This window comes from Streptomyces sp. NPDC091289 (genome assembly GCF_044757365.1).
Classification (GTDB): domain Bacteria; phylum Actinomycetota; class Actinomycetes; order Streptomycetales; family Streptomycetaceae; genus Streptomyces.
In genome coordinates this window covers 103,614-125,980 of the sequence record NZ_JBIVUT010000026.1, presented here as the reverse complement: position 1 = coordinate 125,980, position 22,367 = coordinate 103,614, and the positions used below count along the sequence as shown (strand labels likewise).

The 22,367-nt window shown below is 72.1% G+C and carries 24 protein-coding genes; 15 read left to right on the top strand and 9 right to left on the bottom strand.

Going from position 1 to position 22,367, the window contains the following annotated elements:
- The first annotated feature begins 32 nt into the window (after nt 1-32).
- Both dapE and ACIQPT_RS30450 read left to right on the top strand, forming a co-directional pair.
- Complete coding sequence (gene dapE, locus ACIQPT_RS30455; protein ID WP_401160502.1) at nt 33-1,112, top strand: succinyl-diaminopimelate desuccinylase; 1,080 nt, start codon at nt 33-35, stop codon at nt 1,110-1,112.
- A 104-nt stretch (nt 1,113-1,216) separates the two neighbouring features.
- On the top strand, nt 1,217-2,002 hold the full coding sequence (locus ACIQPT_RS30450; protein WP_401160500.1) for a TIGR00730 family Rossman fold protein: 786 nt from the start codon (nt 1,217-1,219) through the stop codon (nt 2,000-2,002).
- A 126-nt stretch (nt 2,003-2,128) separates the two neighbouring features.
- Here the strand turns inward: ACIQPT_RS30450 and folP are convergent, their stop codons facing one another.
- Nucleotides 2,129-3,001 (bottom strand): dihydropteroate synthase, encoded by an 873-nt coding sequence (gene folP, locus ACIQPT_RS30445; protein ID WP_401160498.1) that lies wholly within the window; start codon nt 2,999-3,001, stop codon nt 2,129-2,131.
- 117 nt (nt 3,002-3,118) lie between these two features.
- Between folP and ACIQPT_RS30440 the strand changes: the two genes are divergently transcribed.
- The gene (locus ACIQPT_RS30440; protein ID WP_401160497.1) at nt 3,119-3,511 is read left to right on the top strand and encodes a DivIVA domain-containing protein; all 393 of its coding nucleotides are present in this window, start codon (nt 3,119-3,121) and stop codon (nt 3,509-3,511) included.
- Entirely contained in the window at nt 3,508-4,104 is a 597-nt protein-coding gene (locus ACIQPT_RS30435) for a DNA-3-methyladenine glycosylase I (RefSeq protein ID WP_401160496.1), read from the top strand. Before ACIQPT_RS30440 ends, ACIQPT_RS30435 begins: the two co-directional genes overlap by 4 nt.
- Nucleotides 4,105-4,111: 7 nt before the next feature.
- On the opposite strand, the gene ACIQPT_RS30430 is transcribed toward ACIQPT_RS30435, so the two are convergent.
- The gene (locus ACIQPT_RS30430) at nt 4,112-4,924 is read right to left on the bottom strand and encodes an enoyl-CoA hydratase/isomerase family protein (protein ID WP_401160494.1); all 813 of its coding nucleotides are present in this window, start codon (nt 4,922-4,924) and stop codon (nt 4,112-4,114) included.
- Nucleotides 4,925-5,239: 315 nt separating this feature from the next.
- Here ACIQPT_RS30430 and ACIQPT_RS30425 point away from each other — a divergent pair, with 315 nt between their 5' ends.
- A complete protein-coding gene (locus ACIQPT_RS30425; protein ID WP_003966491.1) occupies nt 5,240-5,407 on the top strand; it encodes a DUF3117 domain-containing protein in 168 nt (55 codons plus the stop codon).
- A gap of 94 nt (nt 5,408-5,501) precedes the next feature.
- Here the strand turns inward: ACIQPT_RS30425 and ACIQPT_RS30420 are convergent, their stop codons facing one another.
- Nucleotides 5,502-6,167 (bottom strand): O-methyltransferase, encoded by a 666-nt coding sequence (locus tag ACIQPT_RS30420; RefSeq protein ID WP_401160491.1) that lies wholly within the window; start codon nt 6,165-6,167, stop codon nt 5,502-5,504.
- A 178-nt stretch (nt 6,168-6,345) separates the two neighbouring features.
- On the opposite strand from ACIQPT_RS30420, the gene sigE reads away from it, so the two are divergent.
- The 5 genes from sigE (at nt 6,346) to ACIQPT_RS30395 (ending at nt 11,665) form a co-directional block, all read left to right on the top strand.
- Nucleotides 6,346-7,107 carry an RNA polymerase sigma factor SigE gene (sigE, locus tag ACIQPT_RS30415; RefSeq protein ID WP_179500089.1) on the top strand — a complete coding sequence of 254 codons (762 nt, stop codon included), beginning with the start codon at nt 6,346-6,348 and terminating at the stop codon, nt 7,105-7,107.
- Complete coding sequence (locus ACIQPT_RS30410; protein WP_401160489.1) at nt 7,104-8,168, top strand: anti-sigma factor family protein; 1,065 nt, start codon at nt 7,104-7,106, stop codon at nt 8,166-8,168. The genes sigE and ACIQPT_RS30410 overlap by 4 nt, the downstream gene beginning before the upstream one ends.
- Before the next feature lie 89 nt (nt 8,169-8,257).
- Nucleotides 8,258-10,201 (top strand): trypsin-like peptidase domain-containing protein, encoded by a 1,944-nt coding sequence (locus tag ACIQPT_RS30405; protein WP_401160539.1) that lies wholly within the window; start codon nt 8,258-8,260, stop codon nt 10,199-10,201.
- 166 nt (nt 10,202-10,367) lie between these two features.
- A complete protein-coding gene (locus tag ACIQPT_RS30400) occupies nt 10,368-10,868 on the top strand; it encodes a sec-independent translocase (protein WP_401160487.1) in 501 nt (166 codons plus the stop codon).
- A gap of 137 nt (nt 10,869-11,005) precedes the next feature.
- Nucleotides 11,006-11,665, top strand: a complete 660-nt coding sequence (locus tag ACIQPT_RS30395) for a hypothetical protein (RefSeq protein WP_401160486.1) — start codon at nt 11,006-11,008, stop codon at nt 11,663-11,665.
- Nucleotides 11,666-11,731: 66 nt separating this feature from the next.
- Here the strand turns inward: ACIQPT_RS30395 and ACIQPT_RS30390 are convergent, their stop codons facing one another.
- The 3 genes from ACIQPT_RS30390 to ACIQPT_RS30380 are packed head-to-tail and all read right to left on the bottom strand — an operon-like array spanning nt 11,732 to nt 14,739.
- Nucleotides 11,732-12,865, bottom strand: a complete 1,134-nt coding sequence (locus tag ACIQPT_RS30390) for an Mrp/NBP35 family ATP-binding protein (RefSeq protein WP_030580385.1) — start codon at nt 12,863-12,865, stop codon at nt 11,732-11,734.
- Nucleotides 12,866-12,908: 43 nt separating this feature from the next.
- On the bottom strand, nt 12,909-13,475 hold the full coding sequence (locus ACIQPT_RS30385; RefSeq protein ID WP_401160485.1) for a DUF1003 domain-containing protein: 567 nt from the start codon (nt 13,473-13,475) through the stop codon (nt 12,909-12,911).
- A complete protein-coding gene (locus ACIQPT_RS30380) occupies nt 13,465-14,739 on the bottom strand; it encodes a magnesium transporter MgtE N-terminal domain-containing protein (RefSeq protein WP_401160483.1) in 1,275 nt (424 codons plus the stop codon). The genes ACIQPT_RS30385 and ACIQPT_RS30380 overlap by 11 nt, the downstream gene beginning before the upstream one ends.
- A gap of 213 nt (nt 14,740-14,952) precedes the next feature.
- Here ACIQPT_RS30380 and ACIQPT_RS30375 point away from each other — a divergent pair, with 213 nt between their 5' ends.
- Nucleotides 14,953-15,720: a hypothetical protein gene (locus tag ACIQPT_RS30375; RefSeq protein WP_401160481.1), complete on the top strand. Its 768-nt coding sequence runs from the start codon at nt 14,953-14,955 to the stop codon at nt 15,718-15,720.
- Nucleotides 15,721-15,745: 25 nt separating this feature from the next.
- Here ACIQPT_RS30375 and ACIQPT_RS30370 read toward each other — a convergent pair whose 3' ends face one another.
- Together ACIQPT_RS30370 and ACIQPT_RS30365 are read right to left on the bottom strand one after the other, a co-directional pair.
- Nucleotides 15,746-16,282, bottom strand: coding sequence for a hypothetical protein (locus ACIQPT_RS30370; RefSeq protein ID WP_401160480.1), 537 nt, complete (start codon nt 16,280-16,282; stop codon nt 15,746-15,748).
- 29 nt (nt 16,283-16,311) lie between these two features.
- Complete coding sequence (locus ACIQPT_RS30365; RefSeq protein ID WP_401160478.1) at nt 16,312-17,439, bottom strand: magnesium and cobalt transport protein CorA; 1,128 nt, start codon at nt 17,437-17,439, stop codon at nt 16,312-16,314.
- A 445-nt stretch (nt 17,440-17,884) separates the two neighbouring features.
- Here ACIQPT_RS30365 and ACIQPT_RS30360 point away from each other — a divergent pair, with 445 nt between their 5' ends.
- Complete coding sequence (locus ACIQPT_RS30360; protein WP_401160477.1) at nt 17,885-18,469, top strand: suppressor of fused domain protein; 585 nt, start codon at nt 17,885-17,887, stop codon at nt 18,467-18,469.
- Nucleotides 18,470-18,493: 24 nt separating this feature from the next.
- Here the strand turns inward: ACIQPT_RS30360 and ACIQPT_RS30355 are convergent, their stop codons facing one another.
- Nucleotides 18,494-19,732, bottom strand: coding sequence for an MFS transporter (locus ACIQPT_RS30355; protein ID WP_401160475.1), 1,239 nt, complete (start codon nt 19,730-19,732; stop codon nt 18,494-18,496).
- 172 nt (nt 19,733-19,904) lie between these two features.
- Between ACIQPT_RS30355 and ACIQPT_RS30350 the strand changes: the two genes are divergently transcribed.
- The 3 genes from ACIQPT_RS30350 (at nt 19,905) to ACIQPT_RS30340 (ending at nt 22,297) form a co-directional block, all read left to right on the top strand.
- Nucleotides 19,905-20,582 (top strand): DUF6758 family protein, encoded by a 678-nt coding sequence (locus tag ACIQPT_RS30350; RefSeq protein WP_401160473.1) that lies wholly within the window; start codon nt 19,905-19,907, stop codon nt 20,580-20,582.
- A 99-nt stretch (nt 20,583-20,681) separates the two neighbouring features.
- Complete coding sequence (locus ACIQPT_RS30345; RefSeq protein ID WP_401160472.1) at nt 20,682-21,548, top strand: PHP domain-containing protein; 867 nt, start codon at nt 20,682-20,684, stop codon at nt 21,546-21,548.
- Between the two features lie 143 nt (nt 21,549-21,691).
- Entirely contained in the window at nt 21,692-22,297 is a 606-nt protein-coding gene (locus tag ACIQPT_RS30340; RefSeq protein WP_010061609.1) for a MarC family protein, read from the top strand.
- The last annotated feature ends 70 nt before the right edge of the window (nt 22,298-22,367 follow it).

The window sequence follows — 22,367 nt, the reverse complement described above, 5'->3', positions numbered from 1 at the left end:
GGCCGATACCCAAGTCCCTTAGGGTCGGGTCCATGGCCGACAGCACCCTTGACCTCACCCTGGACGGACCGGCGCTCACCGCCCGGCTCGTCGACTTCCCCTCGGTCAGCGGGGAGGAGAAGGCGCTCGCCGACGCGATCGAATCGGCCCTGCGCGCCCTGCCGCACCTCACCGTCGACCGCCACGGCAACAACGTCGTCGCCCGGACGAACCTGGGCCGCGCCGAGCGCGTCGTCCTCGCCGGGCACATCGACACCGTGCCGATCGCCGACAACGTCCCCTCGCGCCTCGACGGGAACGGGATCCTCTGGGGCTGCGGGACCTCCGACATGAAGTCCGGCGTCGCCGTCCAGCTCCGGATCGCCGCGACGGTCCCCGAGCCCAACCGCGACCTGACGTTCATCTTCTACGACAACGAAGAGGTCGCCGCGCACCTCAACGGCCTCGGCCACATCGCCGACGCCCACCCCGAGTGGCTCACCGGAGACTTCGCCGTCCTCCTGGAGCCCTCCGACGGCGAGGTCGAGGGCGGCTGCCAGGGCACGCTCCGGGTCCACCTGCGGACGACGGGGGAGCGGGCCCACTCCGCACGCAGCTGGAAGGGCTCCAACGCCGTCCACGCCGCCGCCCCGATCCTCGCGAAGCTCGCCGCGTACGAGCCCCGCCGCCCGGTCATCGACGGCCTCGAGTACCACGAGGGCCTCAACGCCGTGGGCATCGAGGGCGGCGTCGCCACCAACGTCATCCCGGACGCCTGCACCGTCGTCGTCAACTACCGCTACGCCCCCGACCGCACCGAGGAGGAGGCGGTCGCCCACGTCCGCGAGGTCTTCGCCGACTGCGGCGTGGCCGAGATCGTCATCGACGACCACTCCGGCGCGGCCATGCCCGGCCTCGCGCACCCCGCCGCCCAGGCGTTCATGACCGCGGTCGGCGGCACCGCCCGGCCCAAGTTCGGCTGGACCGACGTCTCCCGCTTCGGCGCGCTCGGCGTCCCCGCGGTGAACTACGGCCCCGGCGACCCGATGTACGCCCACAAGCGCGACGAGCACGTGGCCGTCGCGAAGATCACCCACTGCGAGGACCGGCTGCGCTCCTGGCTGACCACCTGACGCCCGGCATTCCCCCCTCCGTAACCTCCGCCGATCTACGCTGGCCGGACGCAGCACGACACAGCCCGGCCCAGGACGACGCAGGTCGGTGGAGGGAGCGGAACATGGGCAACGCCGAGGACGCACGGATTCCTGAGGGCGCGGAGGTTCCCGAGGGGGCCGTCAGCCCCGAGGAACAGTGGCTGGGCCCGGTCCTGCGCCGCAGGGAGCAGGTCCAGCCCGGCACGACCGACCAGCGGCTGCTGGACTCCGAGGGCGACTCCGAGTGGGTGCACACCGACCCGTGGCGGGTGATGCGCATCCAGTCGGAGTTCGTCGAGGGCTTCGGCGCGCTCGCCGAGCTGCCGAGCGCGATCAGCGTCTTCGGCTCGGCCCGCACCCCGGACGGATCGCCGGAGTACGAGGCCGGGGTGGCGATCGGCAAGGCACTGGTCGACGCGGGCTTCGCGGTGATCACCGGCGGCGGCCCGGGCGCGATGGAGGCCGCCAACAAGGGCGCCCGGGAGGCGAAGGGCGTCTCGGTCGGCCTCGGCATCGAGCTGCCCTTCGAGTCGGGCCTCAACCCGCACGTCGACATCGGCGTCAACTTCCGCTATTTCTTCGTCCGCAAGACGATGTTCGTGAAGTACGCCCAGGGCTTCGTGGTCCTGCCCGGCGGCCTCGGCACCCTGGACGAACTCTTCGAGGCGCTGACCCTGGTCCAGACGGGCAAGGTCACCCGCTTCCCGATCGTCCTGTTCGGCACCGCCTACTGGGGCGGCCTGATCGACTGGCTCCGCGACACGGTGGTGGCCGGCGGCAAGGCATCGGAGAAGGACCTGCTGCTGTTCCACGTGACGGACGACGTGGAGGAAGCGGTGATGCTGGTGACGAAGGAGGTCGGGCGGTAGCCACTTCGAGCCCGGCAACTTCAAGCCCGTCCGGCGATTGAGGACATCTTTTCAGCCCCTCCGGCGCTTGAGGAGCGGGGTCCAGGGGCAGCGCCCCGGACCCCGCCCGCTGGGCAGGCGGCAGAACTACGCCAACCCCCGCCGCGCCACGGCCGGAGGCCGATGCCCGGCGACGGACGCCACCATGTCCAGGACCTGCCGCGTCTCCGCCACCTCATGCACCCGGTACACCCGCGCCCCCAGCCACGCCGACACCGCCGTCGTGGCCAGCGTGCCGATGACCCGCTCCTTCACCGGCCGGTCCAGCGTCTCCCCGACGAAGTCCTTGTTGGACAGCGACACCAGCACCGGCCACCCGGTCTCCGCCATCTCACCGAGCCGCCGCGTCGCCTCCAGCGAATGCCGGGTGTTCTTCCCGAAGTCGTGACCCGGATCGATCATGATCCCGTCCGCCCGCACCCCGAGCTCCACCGCCCGCTCGGCAAGCCCCACCGTCACCCGCAGGATGTCCGCCATGACGTCGTCGTACGCGATCCGGTGCGGCCGGGTCCGCGGCTCCGCGCCGCCCGCGTGCGTGCACACCAGACCCGCCCCGTACCGCGCGGCGACCTCCGCCAGCTTCGGGTCCACCCCACCCCACGCGTCGTTCAGCAGGTCCGCCCCGGCCTCGCAGACCGCCTCGCCCACGTCGTGCCGCCAGGTGTCCACACTGATCACCACGTCCGGGTGGCGGCGGCGGACCTCGGCGACGAACCCGACCGTGCGGCGCGCCTCCTCCTCGGCGCTCACCTCCTCGCCGGGGCCCGCCTTCACCCCGCCGATGTCGATGATCGCGGCGCCCTCGGCCACCGCCTGCTCGACCCGGGTGAGCGCCGGCTCGTCCTGGAACGTGGCGCCCTGGTCGTAGAAGGAGTCCGGGGTCCGGTTCACGATCGCCATGATCACCGGCTCGTGCGGACCGAATTCCCGCCGCCCCAGCCTGAGTGCACCGCTGCGCATCCCGTATTTCCTCCTCAGATAGTCCGCCTGCGACCCTAAGGCCTTATCGGGTCGGCCCCGACTTTGTCAGTGCCGCATGGCACGATCGGAGCCGGTCGAGGATTCCGCCCCGGGGAGATGCGCGTGTTCTGGTTCTTGCTGCTCACGATGGTCGTGGTCGTCACCGCGGTCACCCTCGCGGTCGTCGGCGGCGGGGGAAGCGCCGTTCTCCAGGACGTCCCGCCCGAGCGCTTCACCGACCCCCTGCCCGCGACCCGCCCGGTGGGCCGGGCGGACGTCGAGGCGATGCGCCTCCCGATGGCCCCCCGCGGCTACCGGATGGCGGACGTCGACGAGGCGCTGTCCCGGCTCGGCGCCGAACTGGCCGAGCGCGACGCCCGGATCGCGGAGCTGGAGTCCACCCTGGCCGGGGCCCAGGCGGCCGCGGTGACGACGGGCACCGACCTCTTCAAGCAGCCGGGCGACCAGCGGACCGGCGGCCCGGACCGCACCGAGGAGGACGGGCGATGAGCGGCGGAGCCCTGGCCGCCCCCGACGGCCGGCTGCGCTGCCCGTGGGGCCTGTCCACCGAGGACTACCTCGCCTACCACGACACCGAGTGGGGCCGGCCGGTCCACGGGGACGACGCCCTGTTCGAACGGCTCTGCCTGGAGGCCTTCCAGTCCGGGCTCTCCTGGCTCACGATCCTGCGCCGCCGCGAGACCTTCCGTACCGCGTTCGAGGGATTCCGGATCGGGGCGGTCGCGAAGTTCACCGACGCCGACCGGGAGCGGCTCCTGGCCGACCCGGGGATCATCCGCAACAGGGCCAAGGTCGACGCGACCCTCGCCAACGCGAAGGTGCTCGCCGCGTGGCGGGCCGGGGAGCTGGACGAGCTGATCTGGTCCCACGCCCCCGACCCGGCCGGCCGGCCCGCCCCGCGCGCGCTGTCGGACGTCCCGGCGGTGACACCGGAGTCCACCGCCCTCGCCAAGGCGTTGAAGAAGCGCTCGATCCGCTTCGTCGGCCCCACCACCGCCTACGCGCTGATGCAGGCCTGCGGACTGGTCGACGACCACCTCGCGGACTGCGTGGCGCGCGGCGGCGGCAGCGCACCGAGCTGACCTGCGGTTACTTCCCGAGGTAGACCGGCTTCTCCTTGGCCAGGAACGCCTCCACCGCGATGGTGTGGTCCTGCGACGCGCCCGCCCGGGTCTGGAGTTCGTCCTCCTTCTCCAGCGCCTCGGCGAGCGTGTGCCCCGCCCCGTACGCCATCGACTCCTTCAGCGCCGCGTACGCCACCGTGGGGCCGTCGGCGAGGGTGCGGGCGACCTCCGCCGCCCGCTCGGCCAGCTCGGCCGCCGGGACGACCCGGTTGACGAGGCCCAGCTCCAGCGCGTCCTGCGCGGAGATCGACCGCGGGAAGAACAGCAGATCGGCGGCGCGGCTCGGCCCGATCAGCCGGGGCAGGGTCCAGGACACGCCCGAGTCCGCGGTGAGTGCGACGCCCGCGAACGAGGTGTTGAAGGAGGCGGTGTCGGCGACCACCCGGTAGTCGGCCGCGAGCGCGAAACCGAACCCGGCCCCGGCCGCGACGCCGTTCACCCCGGCGACGACCGGCTTCGCCATCTCCGTGATCGCCCGCACGATCGGGTTGTAGTGCTCCCGCACCGTGCTCAGCGCGTTCCCGCCGCCCGCCTCGCGGGTCGCCGTGAGCGTGGCGACGTGCTCCTTGAGGTCCTGGCCGACGCAGAAGGCGCGTCCGGTGGCCGTGAGCAGCACCGCCCGTACGCCCGCGTCCGCCGACGCCGCCAGCAGCGCGTCCCGCAGCGCGACCTTCGCCGCGGTGTTCATGGCGTTCATCGCGCCGGGTCGGTTGATCGTGATCGTCGCGAGACCTTCGCTCACGTCGTACAGGACGGTGTTCGCCGGCTCGTCGGCCATTCCGGTATCCCCTCGCTGCTCGGGCATCGTTGCCACTGCAGGCAAGCATGGCCGATCCGGAGCTGGGCAGAGATGTGACCTGCGTCTAACAATTGGCTCTCACCTGGGGGTCCGGGGCGGCGCAGTATCGCAGCCGGATCGCCGAATTGAGTGGTTTTGCGAGAGCGCGTTGCGCAAGCGATGCAGACCGATGTTGGTCATCGGGGTCCTTGATGCGGGATAATGGCGAAGAAGCAATGTGTTCGATGCCGGTGAGGCAGCGCCTGTCATGGGGCCGCCGGTTGCGATGAGCTGGTTTCAGGAAGGGGAACGAGCATGGCGGCCATGAAGCCGCGGACGGGCGACGGCCCGCTCGAGGTGACAAAGGAGGGGCGGGGCATCGTCATGCGCGTTCCGCTCGAAGGCGGCGGTCGGCTTGTTGTCGAGCTGACTCCGGACGAGGCCGATGCCCTCGGCGACGCGCTGAAGAAGGTCGTCGGCTGACGCGGAACGCCCATCACCTTCACCACTGCCCGGTACGGATTCCGTACCGGGCAGTGGTGCGTCCTGACGAGGTTCTCCGGGGCTTCCGCGCCGGTCAGCCGCGCCGTACCGCGCAGAGCAGGCCGTCGCCGACCGGCAGCAGGGTCGACATCAGCTCCTGGCTCTCGCGCACCGCCCGCAGCAGATCCCGCAGCCGCAGCACCTCGGGCGGCTGGGCCGCGGAGTCGACGGTGCGGCCGTCCGCGAAGACGCCCTCGAAGCAGACCACGCCGCCGGGCCGCAGCAGGCGCAACGATTCAGCGAGCACATCGAGGCTCTCCAGCCGGTCCCCGTCGCAGAAGACGAGGTCGTAACCGCCGTCCGCGAGCCGGGGCAGGACGTCCAGGGCGCGGCCGGGGATGAACCGGGCCCGGTTGGTGGCGAAGCCCGCCTCGCGGAACGCCTCCCGGGCGAACTGCTGACGCTCGGGCTCGGGATCCACCGTGGTCAGGACCCCGTCCGGCCGCATTCCGTGCAGGAGATAGATGCCGGACACGCCGGTGCCCGTGCCGATCTCCGCCACCGCTTTGGCGTCCGCTGCGGCTGCCAGCAGGCGCAGCGCAGCGCCGGTGCCCGGTGACACCGAGCGAAGCCCCAGCTCGCGAGCCCGTTCCCGGGCCACGTGCAGTGCTTCGTCCTCGGCGACAAAGGCGTCGGCGAACGCCCAGCTCGTCTGCCGGTTGGCGGTAATGACCCTCTCCTGTCCCCGTAGTTGGCGCAACGGTGACTGTATCCGCTGGACCCGGGAACCCGCAGATGGGACCGGGCGTTGTGCAAGGAGTGGGGAAAGCGCAGCGACCGGGTCCGCGGATCGGACCGGCGAGCTGCGGTGAAGCCCCGGGCGACGCCCGGCCCCAGCAGGGAAAAAGGCTTATCCGGAGCTAACGGGCGAGGTGGCTATGGTAGGGGCTCCACTGGACACCACCAGAGCCGATAGGGGAGGTGCGGCTGCGCCTGTGGACCGGGGAGGGGTGCTGAGGCGCCTGCTCAGGTCGGCCGGTGAGCCGAAATCCGTGACCAACATTGCTGACCGTTCTTCCGAAGACTCCGCACCGACCGCGACCTTCGCCTCTGATGCGGATTCTCAGGCGTGGACCCCGCCCTCATGGGAAGAGATCGTCAGCACGCACAGCGGTCGCGTGTACCGCCTTGCCTACCGGCTGACGGGAAACCAGCACGACGCCGAGGACCTGACCCAGGAGGTCTTCGTCCGGGTGTTCCGCTCGCTGTCGACGTACACGCCCGGCACCTTCGAGGGCTGGCTGCACCGCATCACCACCAATCTCTTCCTGGACATGGTCCGGCGCAAGCAGCGCATCCGGTTCGACTCCCTCGGTGACGACGCGGCCGAGCGGCTGCCCAGCCGTGAGCCGTCCCCGCAGCAGGTCTTCAACGACACCCACTTCGACGCCGACGTGCAGCAGGCGCTGGACACCCTCGCGCCCGAGTTCCGTGCGGCCGTGGTCCTCTGCGACATCGAGGGCCTCAGCTACGAGGAGATCGCCGCGACCCTCGGGGTGAAGCTCGGCACCGTCCGCAGCCGTATCCACCGCGGTCGCTCGCACCTGCGCAAGGCGCTCAAGCACCGTTCGCCCGAGGCCCGCGCCGAGCAGCGCTCCCTGGCGGACGCGGTCCTGGCGGGGGAGGGCGGAACGGCGTGAGCGGCACAGGACCCACCCCCGCGGAAGCGCACCTGGGGGACCGCCTCGCCGCGCTGGTCGACGGCGAGCTGAAACACGACGCCCGTGATCGGGTCCTGGCCCACCTGGCGACCTGCGCCAAGTGCAAGGCCGAGGCCGATGCCCAGCGCCGCCTCAAGAGCGCCTTCGCCATGTCCGCCTCACCCTCGCCCTCCGAGGGGTTCCTGGCCCGTCTGCAAGGCCTTCCCGGGGGTCCTGGCGGCGACGACACCGGCTCCGGCGGACCGTTCGGCGGCCGGGGGCCCTTCGCCGACGAGTTCTACCCCGGGCTGCGGCCCTCCGGCGGCAGCACCCGCGCCGACACCGCGCCCTCCCCCCTGGACGGCTTCGGATACCTCCCCGCCACCCACGGCTCCACCGCCGTGCTGCCCGGCGGCCCGGCATCCGGTTCGGTCTTCCGCATACACGAGGTGGCCCGCGACGCGGACCGCTCGCCCTGGCGCGGCCGCCGCTTCGCGTTCGCCGCGGCCAGCGCCGTCTCCCTCGCGGCCATCGCGCTGGGCGGCACCCTGCCGCTGGACTCCGGCCCCGAATCCTCCCTGCGCGCCGAGGGCACCGGGAACAACGTCACCCCGCTCGACGCCGAGACCCGCGCCGAGAACGGCACCCGGGCGGTCAGCCGCCGGAGCGGCGGCGCCCTCGCGGTGACCGGCGACGGCCCGGCGGCCGAGCGGCCGGTGTCCGGCACGGCCCCGGCCGGGACGAACGGGCTGCCTCCGTCGCTCACCGGGGCGACCCCGGTGGTTCCGGCCGTCACCCCTCCGGTGGACCGGCAGGGACTGCCGACCGTTCCGCCGCTGTTCGGCGTCCCGCCCTCGGGCGCACGCCACCCCTTCGCGCTCCCCGTGCTGAACGTGTCCGTGCCCCCGTTGATACGCCCGACGACGACCGGCGCCCCGCTGCTCGCGGCGGCGCTCGGCAGCGTGGCGCCGCCGAAGGCGAACCCCTCCGCGGTTCCCTCGGGGCCGCCCCCGGGCTCGCCCGCCAACGATCTGGCGAGCCCGCTTTCCCCCCGGCCCTGACCGGACCCTGCGCGACGATTCGCAAACCTGGTTGAATTCCGGTGAGGGACGCCTCGGTGGGGCGTACAGAGGCCAGTTGCGGGGAGAACATGGACGACGGGAAGCCCACCGGGCCGCAGGCGAAGTGGTGGAGCCGCCCCGCGGCGGACGGCACGGGCCGGGCGCCCGGCGTCACGGACCGGGCGGACGACGCCCGGCCGCCGGCGCCCCCGTCCGCCCCGTCGGACGTCCCGGCGGCCGAGGACCGTGCGCCGGCCGCCCAGGGACCTGCCCCGGTGCCGGCCCAGGCCCCGGCCCGGCCTTCCGACACCTCCGCCCGGCCGGACGAGCACGGCGGCCAGGAGACCCCGGGCCCCCGGCCTTCCGGGACCCCGCTGCACGAGCCCGACGCGTACAGCACCCCGCCCTACGGCGGCCCCGGCCCCTGGGCGCCCGCCCCGCCGGTGCAGCGGCCGACCCCGGCCCACGGCACCGTCGTACCGCCGGAGGCGAGCGGACCGGCCCCGCAGTACGCCGCGACGAACGGCACCGGAATCCCGGCCCCCGCACCGGCGTCCCCAGCCGCCCCCACCCCGGGATCCGCACCGGCACCGCAGCCCGCACCCGCCGACGGCTTCCCGCCCCCGCACGCCCAGCCCGCCGACGGCTTCCCGCTCTCCCCGCACGCCCAGCCCGCCGATGACGGCTTCCCGCTCTCCCCGCCAGGGCCCCAGGCGTCCGCCCAGCACCCGCCGCCGGCCGCCCACACGCCCCACGCACCGCAGCCGCAGGGACCGCACGGATCCCCCGAACACCAGGGGCCGCACCCGGCGCCGGCACCCCAGCAGCACGCGCAGTGGCTCCAGTACGACCCGTGGGGCGCTCCGGGGCAGCCGCTGACCCGGCCGGGACCCCCCGAGGGCACCGAGCCCGGCGGCAGGAAGAAGCGCCGGGGCGGGGCGTTCATGGGGGTGCTCCTGCTGGCCCTGGTCGCCAGCGGCATCGGCGGCGGAGTCGGCGCGTACATCGAGCGCAACGGCGGGCTGACCACCGTCGAGCTGCCGCAGGCGGGCCGCGACAACGGCGACCGGGCCCCCGAGAGCGTCGCGGGCATCGCCGCCAGCGCCCTGCCCAGCGTGGTCACCCTGCACGTCAGCGGCACCGCCGAGTCCGGCACGGGCACCGGCTTCGTCCTCGACGGCCAGGGCCACATCCTCACCAACAACCACGTCGTCGCCCCGGCCGGATCCAGCGGCGACATCACCGTGACGTTCAGCAGCGGCGAGACGGCCTCCGCCGAGCTCGTCGGCAAGGACAGCGGCTACGACCTCGCGGTCGTCCGGGTCCGCGGGGTCTCCGGACTCAAGCCCCTGCCGCTCGGTAACTCCGACAACGTCCAGGTGGGCGACCCGGTGGTGGCCATCGGCGCCCCCTTCGACCTGTCCAACACGGTGACCTCGGGCATCATCAGCGCCAAGCAGCGGCCGATCACCGCGGGCGGCGAGAAGGGCGACGGCAGCGACATCAGCTACGTCGACGCCCTCCAGACCGACGCCCCGATCAACCCGGGCAACTCCGGCGGACCGCTGGTCGACGCCCAGGCCCATGTCATCGGCATCAACAGCGCCATCCGCGCGGCCGACAGCGCCCGAGGCCCCGAGGCGGGCGGCCAGTCCGGCTCCATCGGCCTCGGTTTCGCGATACCCATCAACCAGGGCAAGCGCGTCGCCGAGGAGCTGATCAGCACCGGCAAGGCCACCCACCCGGTCATCGGCGTCACGCTGGACATGAAGTACACCGGCGACGGGGCCAAGGTCGGCACGAAGGGCGCCGACGGCACTCCCGCCGTCGCGAAGGACGGCCCCGCGGCCAAGGCGGGCATCAAGTCCGGCGACGTCATCACCCAGGTCGAGGGCCAGCGCGTGCACAGCGGCGAGGAGCTGATCGTGAAGATCCGGGCCCACCGGCCCGGCGACGACCTCGACCTCAAGCTGACCCGCGGCGGCAAGGAACGGACCGTGACCCTGACGCTCGGCTCGGCGAGCGGCAGCTAGGGCGTGTCCGGCGGCCGACGGGATGCCGTCGCACGACCGTCCGCCCGGCGGCACCGCGAGGTACCGCCCGGACACCTTCGACAGGTACCTTTGAGCGGTCCGGGCCGCGGGGAGACCCGGACCGCGATCGCACGGAGAACACGCGGAGAACACGAGGAGCAGCAAGGTGTTCAATGACATAGGCGCACTGGAGCTGTTGACGCTCGGGGTGCTGGCCGTGCTGGTCTTCGGCCCCGACAAGCTGCCCAAGCTGATCCAGGACGTCACGCGCACCATCCGTAAGATCCGCGAGTTCTCGGACAGCGCCAAGGAAGACATCCGCTCCGAGCTGGGCCCGCAGTTCAAGGACTTCGAGTTCGAGGACCTCAACCCCAAGACGTTCGTCCGCAAGCAGCTGATGGACGGCGACGACGACCTGGGGCTGAAGGAGATCCGCGAGAGCTTCGACCTGCGCAAGGAGATGGCCGACGTCACCGACATGGTCAACGGGCGCACCCCGGCCGCGTCCGATACCGCCAACAGTGCGGCGAACGGCTCGGCGGGCGCGTCGGCGGACTCCTCCACCACCAGCCTCACCAAGACCGGCGACACCGCTCCTGACCTGCTGAAGAAGACCCCGCCGCAGCCGCAGCCCGAGCGCCCGCCGTTCGACGCGGACGCCACCTGACGCGCCACCTGACCCCGGTCAATCCCGACTCGCCCGGACGGTATGGCTATTCTCCATCTGTCCGGTTGCGAGGACGCCCACGCCCGCGGGGGGCGGGCCGCTCCGGATCATGACTGATCGAGGAGGCGGCCGCGCAGATGGAGACGACGAGTCGGATTGATACGGACGGTGTACCGGGCACGGCCACGGCGGAGGAGGTGCCGGCGGCCCGGCGTACCGTCGACGGCTACCTGAAAGCGCCCTTTTCCTGGTACGGGCTGGACGAGGCCTTCACCGGCCCGCGCTGGCTGATGCAGGTCGGCACCGCGGCGGACGGCACGGTGCAGCACGGGGCGGTCGGACACGGCGACGAGCCCTCCGTGAAGACGGACGGCTCCGCCGACAAGGAGCGCTTCGCGGCGGTGATCACCGTGGCCGCGAGCCCGGTCAGACGCAGCGGCGACGGTACGGGCGTGCTGGACGCCACCACGGTGTCCTCGGCCGCCTGGCTCGCGGGCTCCGGGCTGCTGGCGTACACCTGGCCCCCGCAGATGGACCACTCCCTGCGCGACGACTGGCTGGACCAGCAGACCGAGACGGCGTTCACCCTCGCCGACGACCTCGGCTCCGCGCCCTGGTCGACGCTCTCCCTGCCGGTGGACGGCGTGCCGGTGGAGTTCCACTACCGCGAGTCCGAGTTCGGCTGGGTGCTCGCCGGATCCGCCCACGAGGGCGTGCACATCGGGGCGTACGGGCGGGGGATGAGCGCGTACGGTCTCGGCTTCGCGGCCATCAAGGACATCGGGACGTACGCGTAGCAACGCCGACAGGGCGGGCCGGATGACCACCGGCCCGCCCTGTCGTGTGCTGGAGGCGCAGGCGCGTCAGAACTTGTTGCGCGGGGTGATCCCCAGCGACATGCCCGACAGGCCGCGCTGACGGCCGCCCAGCTTCTCCGCGATCGAGCGCAGCGCGCTGCCGGCCGGGGAGTCGGGGTCGGACAGGACGACCGGCTTGCCCTCGTCGCCGCCCTCCCGCAGCCGTACGTCGATCGGGATCGAGCCGAGCACCGGCACCTCGGCGCCGACCGTGCGCGTCAGCCCCTCGGCGACCCGCGCACCGCCGCCCGAGCCGAACACGTCGACCATCTCGTCGCAGTGCGGGCACGGCATGCCCGACATGTTCTCCACCACGCCGACGATCTTCTGGTGGGTCTGCACGGCGATCGACCCGGCCCGCTCGGCCACCTCGGCCGCCGCCTGCTGCGGGGTCGTGACGACCAGGATCTCCGCGTTCGGCACGAGCTGCGCCACCGAGATCGCGATGTCGCCGGTGCCCGGCGGCAGGTCGAGCAGCAGGACGTCCAGGTCGCCCCAGTACACATCGGCGAGGAACTGCTGGAGCGCCCGGTGCAGCATCGGACCGCGCCAGACCACGGGCGCGTTGCCCGGGGTGAACATACCGATGGAGATGACCTTCACGCCGTGTGCGGACGGCGGCATGATCATGTTCTCGACCTGGGTGGGCTTGCCGTCCGCGCCGAGCATCCGGGGCACGCTGTGCCCGTAGATGTCGGCGTCCACGACGCCGACCTTCAGCCCGTCGGCCGCCATCGCCGCGGCGAGGTTCACCGTCACCGAGGACTTGCCGACGCCGCCCTTGCCGGAGGCGACCGCGTACACCCGGGTCAGCGAGCCGGGCTGGGCGAAGGGCACCTCCCGCTCGGCGGTGCCGCCGCGCAGCGAGCTCGCCAGATCCTTGCGCTGTTCGTCGCTCATGACGTCGAGGGTCACCTCGACCCGCGAGACACCTTCGACCCGGGCGACCGCCTCGGTCACGTTCCGGGTGATCGTCTCGCGCATAGGACAACCGGAGACCGTGAGATACACCGTGACAGCGACTACACCGTCAGGATCGATCTCGACCGATTTCACCATGCCCAGCTCGGTGATCGGGCGGTGGATCTCCGGGTCGTTCACTGTCGACAGTGCCTCAAGCACCGCGTCTTCCGTAGCCATACCGACGATGTTACGGCGCTGGGGCCTACGGGCGGGTAGCCCGTCAGCGGTCGCCTTCGTCACTCTCGGATCCGAGGCGGATCTGCCGGTCCTCCATGTCCCTCACCACGTCCTGGAGTTCCGAGCGGATCCAGTCGCGGGTGGCGACCTCGCCGAGGCCCATCCGCAGCGCCGCGATCTCCCGGCTGAGGTACTCGGTGTCGGCGATGGAGCGCTCGTTCTGCTTGCGGTCCTGCTCGTGGGTGACCCGGTCCCGGTCGTCCTGCCGGTTCTGCGCGAGCAGGATCAGCGGGGCCGCGTACGAGGCCTGGAGCGAGAGCATCAGGGTCAGGAAGATGAACGGGTACTCGTCCCACCGCAGGTTCTCGGGCGCGAGGATGTTCCACGCCAGCCAGACGATGATGATCAGCGTCATCCAGACGATGAACCGTCCGGTCCCCAGGAAGCGTGCGATCCGCTCCGAGAGCCGGCCGAACGCCTCCGGGTCGTACTCCGGCAGCAGCCTGCGCCGCGGCGACTTCGGCTGGTCGAGCCGGGGCCGCGGCGGGCGCATCAGGCCGGAGGAGCCCGTCGAGGCGGCCTTCGCCCGTTCCTCCCGGTCACCTGCCATGGCGGATACCCCCCTCGCCGTGGAAGTCGGTCTCGCGCCAGTCCTCGGGGAGCAGGTGGTCCAGGACGTCGTCCACGGTCACCGCGCCCAGCAGCGAACCGCTCTCGTCCACGACGGGCGCCGAGACCAGGTTGTACGCGGCCAGATAGCTGGTCACCGTCGGCAGCGGGGTGTCCGGGGGCAGCGGCACCAGGTCGCTGTCGACGATCGAGCTGACCAGGGTGAACGGCGGGTCGCGCAGCAGCCGCTGGAAGTGCACGGTGCCCAGGTACTTGCCGGTCGGCGTCTCGTCGGGGGAGCGGCACACGTACACCTGTGCGGCGAGCGCGGGGGACAGGTCCTGCTGACGGACCCGGGCGAGCGCGTCGGCCACCGTGGCGTCCGGGCGCAGCACGATCGGCTCGGTCGTCATCAGACCGCCCGCCGTCCGCTCCTCGTACGCCATCAGACGGCGCACATCGGCGGCGTCGTCCGGGCGCATCAGGGTCAGCAGCCGCTCCTTGTCCTCCTCGGGCAGCTCCGAGAGCAGGTCGGCCGCGTCGTCCGGGTCCATCGCCTCCAGGACGTCGGCGGCCCGCTCCTCCTTGAGCTTGCCGAGGATCTCCACCTGGTCGTCCTCGGGCAGCTCCTCCAGGACGTCGGCCAGCCGGTCGTCGTCCAGCGCGGCGGCCACCTCGACCCGGCGCTTGGGGGAGAGGTGGTGCAGGGCGTTGGCCACATCGGCGGGGCGCAGCCGTTCGAACGTGGCGACCAGGCTCTCGGCGCCCTGCCCGTGCTCCTCCAGCGAGAAGCCGCTGACCGCCGACCACTCCACCGTCAGCGTCTCGCCCTTGCGGCGCAGCGCCCCGCCGCGCCCCTTGCGGACGAAGTACTTGTCGATCTCCCAGTCCCGGCGGGCCGGCAGCTGCTGGATCGCCACGTCCAGGACGGTGACCTCCTCGTCGGTCTCCACCAGCGTCACCCGGCGGTCGAGGAACTCGCCGAGAACGAGCCGTTCGGTGGGCCGCTGCTCGAAGCGGCGCATGTTGACCACACCGGTGGTGATGACCTGGCCGGACTCGACGCCCGTCACCCGGGTCATCGGCAGGAAGATCCGCCGCCGGCTGACCACCTCGACGACCAGCCCCAGGATGCGCGGCGGCCGTCCGCCGACCCGCAACATCGCCACCAGGTCGCGGACCCGGCCGACCTGGTCGCCGTTCGGATCGAACACGGGCACCCCGGACAGGTGCGAGACGAAGACCCTGGGGGCTCCTGCCGCCATGCGCCGCCTCCTTCTCCGTGCTTCTCCGTGACCAGCCTCCGCGACCAGCGCGTTTCGCCGTACGCGGACAGCCGTACGCGGGATCAGGCTAGCCCGTGCCGCCGCCCGGCGCCCCGGCGGACCCGTCCGTACGGCTGGCTGCCGGACGGCGCCCGGCTCCCGGGTACGCTGCCGTCTGCCACCCCCCGATCGCCGTTGAGAGGCAGTGCGCCCGTGACCTCTTTTGCCCCGGCCGTGCGGAACCATCGCCGGACCGCCCTCGCTCTCGTGCTGTGCGGAGGGCTCACCGCGGCCCTGGCCGCCTGCGGCACGGAGGAGGACCCGGACCAGGGGACCAACGGCGTCGCCAAACTCACCGCCGCCGAGATCGACAAGAAGGCCAGGGCGGCGGCCGACGCGGCGAGCGCGGTGCGCCTGTCGGGCACGCTCGTCAGCAAGGGTGGCACCTACCGGCTGGAGATGAAGCTCAACGCGAAGGGCGGCATGGGCTCGGTGACCTCGAAGAAGCAGAGCTTCGCGCTGCTGCGGGTCGAGGACGAGCTCTTCCTCAAGGCGCCCGCCGACTTCTGGACGCACGAGGGGAGTGGCGGCGGGGGCGAGTCCGCCGACGTGGCGGCCGCGGACAAGCTGGGCGGCAAGTACGTGAAGGTCCCCGAGGACGACCCCAGCTACCGCCAGCTGCGCGGCTTCACCGACAAGGAGGTCCTGCTCGACGGGGTGCTCGCGCTGCACGGAAAGATCAACAAGGGCGGCCGGGACACGGTCGCCGGGCACCGAACCATTCAGATCCTGGGCGGCAAGGGCGAGGGCGGGGCGTTCGACGTCTCCCTGGAGGGCCGGCCGTATCCGGTACGGGTGGCCCGGGGCGGCGGCGGGGGCACGGTCACGCTGGCCGACTGGGGGCAGGCCTTCCCGCTGGAGGCCCCCGACGAGGACGACACCGTCGACTACGGCGGCCAGCTCCCCAAGTCCTCCGGCTGACCCGAAGGCCCGTTCCGTATCCGGCTCAGCGCTTCCCGCGCCGCTTCAGCAGCAGCCGGGGCAGCGCCGCCGGGGCCGGCTGCCGGGTGGTGGCGCCGGTCGGCAGCGGGACGGCCGCCAGCGAGGTGTCCGGCAGCGCGGTGCTCACGGTGCCGGGCGTCAGCCGCACCACCGTGCACTCCCTCGCCCACCGCTCCGTCATCGACTCGGCGTCCGGCGCGTTCAGCCGCTTGCCCTTCAGCTCGGCGACCGCCGCCTCCCACTCCTCGGAGTGCGGCGGGAGAAGACGTACGGCCGCGGTCCAGGCGACGATCCGGCCGCCCTTGTCCTTGCTCCGTACGGTCACCTCGGCGCGGCCGCCGTCGGCCAGCCCCTCGGGCAGCGGCTGCTCGCCGGGGCCGCCGCCGACCAGCAGCGCCGCGCCCTCGTGCCAGATGTGCCAGACGGCACGGGCCGGCCCGGTGCCCCGCACCCAGACGAGCCCGGACTTCTTCGTGGACTCCTCAACGAGGGCCCTCTCCAGCAGGTCGGCGGCGGCATCGGGCGCGGCGGCGTCAGTCATGGGCGCGAGCTTAGACGGACCGGTGGTGCTCAGAGCCAGCCGTTGCGCTTGAGGATGCGGTGGATGGAGAAACAGACCGCCCCGATGACGCCCAGCACGATCGGATAGCCGTACTTCCAGTGCGTCTCGGGCATGTAGTCGAAGTTCATGCCGTAGACACCGCAGATCATCGTGGGCACGGCGATGATCGCCGCCCAGGAGGTGATCTTGCGCATGTCCTCGTTCTGCGTGACGGTCGCCTGCGCCAGGTTCGCCTGGAGGATCGAGTTCAGCAGCTCGTCGAAGCCGAGGACCTCCTCCTGGACCCGGGCGAGGTGGTCGGCGACGTCACGGAAGTACTTCTGGATGTCGGGGTCGATCAGCCGCATCGGACGCTCGCTCAGCAGCTGCATGGGGCGCAGCAGCGGCGAGACGGCCCGCTTGAACTCCAGCACCTCGCGCTTGAGCTGGTAGATCCGGCCCGCGTCCGAACCGCGCGGGCTGCCCTTGGCCGGCGTGGAGAAGACATCGATCTCCACCTCGTCGATATCGTCCTGCACCGCCTCGGCCACCGCGATGTACCCGTCGACCACATGGTCGGCGATGGCGTGCAGCACGGCGGAGGGGCCCTTGGAGAGCAGCTCCGGGTCGTCCTGGAGGCGGTGGCGCAGGGCGCGCAGGGAGCCCTGGCCACCGTGCCGGACGGTGATGACGAAGTCCCGGCCGGTGAAGCACATCACCTCGCCGGTCTCCACGACCTCGCTGGTCGCGGTCAGTTCGGCGTGCTCCACGTAGTGGATCGTCTTGAAGACGGTGAACAGCGTGTCGTCGTAACGCTCCAGCTTGGGCCGCTGGTGGGCGTGGACGGCGTCCTCGACGGCCAGCGGGTGCAGCCCGAACTCCCGGGCGATACCCGCGAATTCGGCCTCGGTCGGCTCATGCAGGCCGATCCATGCGAAGCCGCCCTCCTCCCGCACCTGGAGCATCGCCTCGTGCGGCGTCGGGGTGGCGGGCGTCACCACCCGGCGGCCGTCGCGGTAGACGGCGCAGTCGACGACGGCGCTGGAGGCGGACGGGTCGCGGGTGGTGTCGTACGCGCTGTAGGGGGCGCTGTTCTTACGGAGGGACGGGCGCAGGGACGGGCGCACGGCGGCGCGCAGGTCACGGATCATCGACATGGCTGGCTCCTTCACGGAGGGCCGTCGGCGAGGGCGTGGAACAGCCCGGAATGGGGACGTGTGCTCACGTCCGCAAAGCGGGCGGCACCGCGCGGGCGCGATGACGGCGTTCGCTACAGACAGGCAAAAACGAAGGGCTCTTCCGTCGCGCGCACTGCTGTCGGGGAGTCGTCCGGACACGACGGCGGTGTCGGCACCGGGCGACCGACGAAGCGTCGGATCAACGGGACATGCGAGGCGCGGAAGAGCGGTTGGTACTGCACGGTCGACTTGGATCCATGGCAGTCCCCACCTCCTCCGGCCGGTCCCCCGTGGGGGACGACGTGTCGTCGGGACGAAGAAGAGCAACGCTTCTGCGTGCTGTCCCGACCGGCGGCCAGGCTATCAGCCGCCCAAGGCCCAATCCCGTACTTTGCCCATTCCCTACGCGATCTATGCTCGCGGCATGGCAGAAATTCTCGCTCTGGTCGAGGCACGGCTCCGTTCCGCCCTCGGGGAACCGGACGCCCGCGCCGATGTGACGTTCCTCGGCACGGACCGCATCGAGGTGCTCCGCTTCCTCGACGGCGACGTGGTGCGCTACGCGACGCTCGGCATGTCCGGTCAGCCGATGGCCGACCCCACCTCCCCGCTCGCCGACCCGGTGAAGGGCCCCCGCGCCGAGCTGATCCTCTCCGTACGGGGCGGACTCGCCGACACCGACCAGGTGCTGCGCCCGCTCGCCGTGCTGGCCGCGTCCCCGCAGGTCGAGGGGTTGATCGTGGCCGCCGGCGCGTCCCTGGACCTGGGCGATCCGCTGTGGACCGGCGCTCCGTTCACCTCGGTGCTGGTCGCGGAGTCCGGGGGTCTGGTGGAGGACCTGGAACTGGACGAGCCGATGGACCCGGTGCGCTTCCTGCCGCTGCTGCCGATGACGCACAACGAGGCCGCCTGGAAGCGGGTGCGCGGGGCGCAGGAGCTCCAGGAGCGGTGGCTGACGCACGGTACGGACCTGCGCGACCCGCTGCGCACGTCCGTACCGCTGGACTGACCTGCCAGGACACCCCCTGGTCGGCTATTCGGCGAAGACCGCCACGCCGTCCTCCCGCGCGTGGACCGGCTCCAGTTCCTCGGCCTCGGCGGTCAGGGCCGTACGCCGTACGCCCACGACGGCCGCTCCCACGAGGGCGGCGAGCGCCGCGACCACGAACGGGATGTGGACGTCGGTCCACTCCTCGATCTTCGGGGCGAGGAAGGGGGCGGCCGCCGCGGCGAACCAGCGGACGAAGTTGTATCCGGCGCTCGCCACCGGGCGCGGCGCGTCCGAGACCCCGAGGGCCAGCTCGGTGAAGACGGTGTTGTTCATGCCGATGAACGCGCCGGAGACGATCGTGGCGACGACGGCGGTGGTGTGGTCGCCGTAGCCCAGGACCAGCAGGTCGACGGCGAGCAGCACCAGCGAGGCCCCGAGCACCTTGAGCGAGCCGAAGCGGCGCTGGAGGCGCGGGGCGACGAGCACCGAGAAGACGGCCAGCAGCAGGCCCCAGGCGAAGAAGACCGCGCCGGACTTGTACGGGGTCATGTCCAGCACGAACGGTGTGAAGGCCAGGATCGTGAAGAAGGCGTAGTTGTAGAAGAACGCCGAGGCCGCGACCGAGGCCAGTCCGCCGTGCCCCAGCGCCTTGACCGGGTCGAGCAGTGATGTCTTGCGGGCGGGCTTCGGCTGCTCCTTGAGGAACGCGGCGATACAGAGGAAGCCGATCGCCATCAGCGCCGCGGTGCCGAAGAACGGGTAGCGCCAGCTGGCGTCCCCGAGCAGCGCGCCGAGCAGCGGCCCGCACGCCATGCCGAGGCCGAGCGCCGACTCGTACAGCAGGATCGCCGCCGCGCTGCCGCCCGCCGCCGCTCCGACGATCACCGCGAGGGCGGTGGAGACGAAGAGGGCGTTGCCCAGGCCCCAGCCGGCCCGGAAGCCGACCAGTTCGGCGACGGAGGACGAGGTGCCGGAGAGCGCGGCGAAGACGACGACGAGCGCGAGGCCGGCCAGCAGGGTCCTGCGGCCGCCGACGCGACTGGAGACGAAGCCGGTGACCAGCATCGCGAAGGCGGTGATCAAGAAGTACGAGGTGAACAGCAGCGACACCTGGCTCGCCGAGGCGTCCAGCCCCTGGGCGATGGACGGCAGGATCGGGTCCACCAGACCGATCCCCATGAAGGCCACCACCGAGGCGCCCGCCGTGGCCCAGACGGCCTTCGGCTGGCGCAGGAGGCCGGCCCCCGTCGCTCCTTCGTCGAACGGATCCTCACCGTGCATGGACTCTCTCCCTGACTTCCTCCGGAGCACCCTCCGGATCGATGCGTTATACACAGAATAAGTTAGGCAAGCTAATAAGTGCAAGCTACATCTATTCTTCCCGGTCAGGGCCACGCTCCGGACGGGTGATCGTCCTTGACGCGAGGACCGGCGGGGAGGACGGTTGGTCCTTATGAGGGGCGAACCCAGTTGCCCGAAGTGCGGTGGCCGGGTCAGGGCGCCCGGCCTCTTCGCCGACGCCTGGCAGTGCTCCGTGCACGGCCAGGTCCACCCGATGCAGCCGGTCATCCCGCCGAGCGTCGAAGGGCTCGGCGTCGTGGTGCACCGCGCGCAGGTCCCCGTCTGGATGCCCTGGCCGCTCCCCGTGGGCTGGCTGTTCACCGGCGTCGCCAGCGTGGGGGACGACCGCAGCGGAGGACGCGCGAGCGCCGTGGCCTGCTCCGGACCCGGCCCGCTGGGCGGGATGGGCGAGCTGCTGCTCGTCGCCGAGGAGCTCGGCGTCGGACTCGGCGCCCGGTACGCCGGCATCGAGGGCCCGGACCCCGGCCACCATCTGAACGTCGACTCCGCCCCCGACGCCAAGGTCCACGCCGCCGGCCGCCCCACCCCGCTCTGGCACGTCAAGAACGCCCCGGAGGACCGTGCCGTCTTCGCGGGCGAGGCCCGGGGGCTGTGGCTCTGGGCGATCCTGTGGCCCGAGCAGTCGGGGCTCCTGATGTACGACGAGCTGGTGCTGACCGACCTGCGGGACGCCGGGGGAGAGGTGGACCTCGTCCCCTGCGGCGCGCTCACCCCCCGCCTGCTCACCGCCCCGGACGCACCTCCCCGGCAGGGATCGGGCGAGCGCTAGATCACGTGGGGCCGGCGGCTTCCACGGCCTGAGGCCTGGTGCGCGGCGGTTATCCTTGAGCGGTCCCCCGTCCGCCCGCGAGCCCCGGAGTCACGCGTCGTGCGTATCGACCTGCACACCCACTCCACCGCATCGGACGGCACGGACACCCCCGCCGAGCTGGTCGCGAACGCCGCCGCCGCGGGCCTGGACGTCGTCGCGCTCACCGACCACGACACCGTGGGCGGCCACCAGCAGGCCATCGACGCGCTGCCCGAGGGGATCACCCTCGTCACCGGCGCCGAACTCTCCTGCCGCGTCGACGGCGTGGGCATGCACCTGCTGGCGTACCTCTTCGACCCGGCCGACGCCGAGCTGGAGCGCGTCCGGGAGCTCGTCCGCGACGACCGGGTGCCGCGCGCCCAGGAGATGGTCCGCAAGCTGCGCGCCCTCGACGTCCCCATCACCTGGGAGCAGGTCGCCCGCATCGCCGGGGACGGCTCGGTCGGCCGCCCGCACATCGCCGCCGCCCTCGTCGAACTCGGCGTCGTGCCCACCGTCTCCGACGCCTTCACGCCCGACTGGCTGGGCAACGGCGGCCGGGCGTACGCCGAGAAGCACGAGTTCGACCCCTTCGAGGCCGTCCGCCTGGTGAAGTCGGCGGGCGGGGTCACCGTCTTCGCCCACCCGGCCGCCGTGAAACGCGGCGCGGTGGTCCCCGAGTCCACGATCGCCGCGCTCGCCGACGCCGGCCTCGACGGCGTCGAGGTCGACCACATGGACCACGACGGACCCGCCCGGGCCCGACTGCGCGGCCTCGCCCGCGAACTGGGGCTGCTCACGACCGGCTCCAGCGACTACCACGGCAGCCGCAAGTCCGTCGAACTCGGCGCGTGCACCACCGACCCCGAGATCTACGGTGAGATCACCCGGCGCGCCACGGGAGCCTTCCCGGTGCCGGGCGCCGGTGGAGCCGGCCGCGGCTAGCGCCTCCTCCCTCTCCGCCGCACCTGTTTCTTTCTCCCCGCGCGCCCCCGTGCGTGCCGCCGCCGTGCTCGACGCACCGCGACGGCCGCTGCCCGGACCCGCGCCACCCCCGTAACGCCCGCTCTTCTCTCGCAAGGCTCACTGTGTTCGACGTCGCTGTCTTCGGATCCCTTTTTCTCACCCTATTTGTCATCATGGACCCGCCCGGGATCACGCCGATCTTCCTCGCCCTCACCGCGGGCCGCCCCGCCAAGGTGCAGCGGAAGATGGCGCTCCAGGCGGTCACGGTCGCGTTCGGTGTGATCGCCGTCTTCGGTCTGCTCGGTCAGCAGATCCTCGACTATCTGCATGTCTCCGTGCCCGCGCTGATGATCGCGGGCGGGCTCCTGCTGCTGCTCATCGCGCTCGACCTGCTGACCGGCAAGACGGACGAGCCGACGCAGACCAAGGACGTCAACGTGGCGCTCGTACCGCTGGGGATGCCGCTGCTGGCCGGGCCGGGCGCGATCGTCTCGGTCATCCTCGCGGTGCAGCACGCCGACGGCGTGGGCGGTCAGCTCTCCGTCTGGTCCGCGATCGTCGCCATGCACGTGGTGCTCTGGCTGACCATGCGCTATTCGCTCGTCATCATCCGCGTGATCAAGGACGGCGGCGTGGTGCTGGTGACCCGGCTCGCCGGCATGATGCTCTCCGCCATCGCCGTCCAGCAGATCATCAACGGCGTCACCCAGGTCATCCAGAACTCCTGAGGCCTCCGAACGCTTCTGAGACCCCCCGCGCACCACAGCGCCCCCGCACGGACGTTCCGTGCGGGGGCGC

Excerpts from the sequence above, each read along its gene's own strand:
- ACIQPT_RS30435 (WP_401160496.1), top strand. The coding sequence starts at position 3,508 with ATGAGCGGCGGAGCCCTGGCCGCCCCCGACGGCCGGCTGCGCTGCCCG.
- ACIQPT_RS30440 (WP_401160497.1), top strand. The coding sequence starts at position 3,119 with ATGCGCGTGTTCTGGTTCTTGCTGCTCACGATGGTCGTGGTCGTCACC.
- ACIQPT_RS30425 (WP_003966491.1), top strand. The coding sequence starts at position 5,240 with ATGGCGGCCATGAAGCCGCGGACGGGCGACGGCCCGCTCGAGGTGACA.
- ACIQPT_RS30430 (WP_401160494.1), bottom strand. The coding sequence starts at position 4,924 with ATGGCCGACGAGCCGGCGAACACCGTCCTGTACGACGTGAGCGAAGGT.
- ACIQPT_RS30355 (WP_401160475.1), bottom strand. The coding sequence starts at position 19,732 with ATGCACGGTGAGGATCCGTTCGACGAAGGAGCGACGGGGGCCGGCCTC.
- ACIQPT_RS30450 (WP_401160500.1), top strand. The coding sequence starts at position 1,217 with ATGGGCAACGCCGAGGACGCACGGATTCCTGAGGGCGCGGAGGTTCCC.
- ACIQPT_RS30385 (WP_401160485.1), bottom strand. The coding sequence starts at position 13,475 with ATGGCAGGTGACCGGGAGGAACGGGCGAAGGCCGCCTCGACGGGCTCC.
- ACIQPT_RS30380 (WP_401160483.1), bottom strand. The coding sequence starts at position 14,739 with ATGGCGGCAGGAGCCCCCAGGGTCTTCGTCTCGCACCTGTCCGGGGTG.
- sigE (WP_179500089.1), top strand. The coding sequence starts at position 6,346 with ATGGTAGGGGCTCCACTGGACACCACCAGAGCCGATAGGGGAGGTGCG.
- ACIQPT_RS30370 (WP_401160480.1), bottom strand. The coding sequence starts at position 16,282 with ATGACTGACGCCGCCGCGCCCGATGCCGCCGCCGACCTGCTGGAGAGG.
- ACIQPT_RS30365 (WP_401160478.1), bottom strand. The coding sequence starts at position 17,439 with ATGTCGATGATCCGTGACCTGCGCGCCGCCGTGCGCCCGTCCCTGCGC.
- ACIQPT_RS30405 (WP_401160539.1), top strand. The coding sequence starts at position 8,258 with ATGGACGACGGGAAGCCCACCGGGCCGCAGGCGAAGTGGTGGAGCCGC.
- dapE (WP_401160502.1), top strand. The coding sequence starts at position 33 with ATGGCCGACAGCACCCTTGACCTCACCCTGGACGGACCGGCGCTCACC.
- ACIQPT_RS30350 (WP_401160473.1), top strand. The coding sequence starts at position 19,905 with ATGAGGGGCGAACCCAGTTGCCCGAAGTGCGGTGGCCGGGTCAGGGCG.
- ACIQPT_RS30395 (WP_401160486.1), top strand. The coding sequence starts at position 11,006 with ATGGAGACGACGAGTCGGATTGATACGGACGGTGTACCGGGCACGGCC.
- folP (WP_401160498.1), bottom strand. The coding sequence starts at position 3,001 with ATGCGCAGCGGTGCACTCAGGCTGGGGCGGCGGGAATTCGGTCCGCAC.
- ACIQPT_RS30390 (WP_030580385.1), bottom strand. The coding sequence starts at position 12,865 with ATGGCTACGGAAGACGCGGTGCTTGAGGCACTGTCGACAGTGAACGAC.
- ACIQPT_RS30360 (WP_401160477.1), top strand. The coding sequence starts at position 17,885 with ATGGCAGAAATTCTCGCTCTGGTCGAGGCACGGCTCCGTTCCGCCCTC.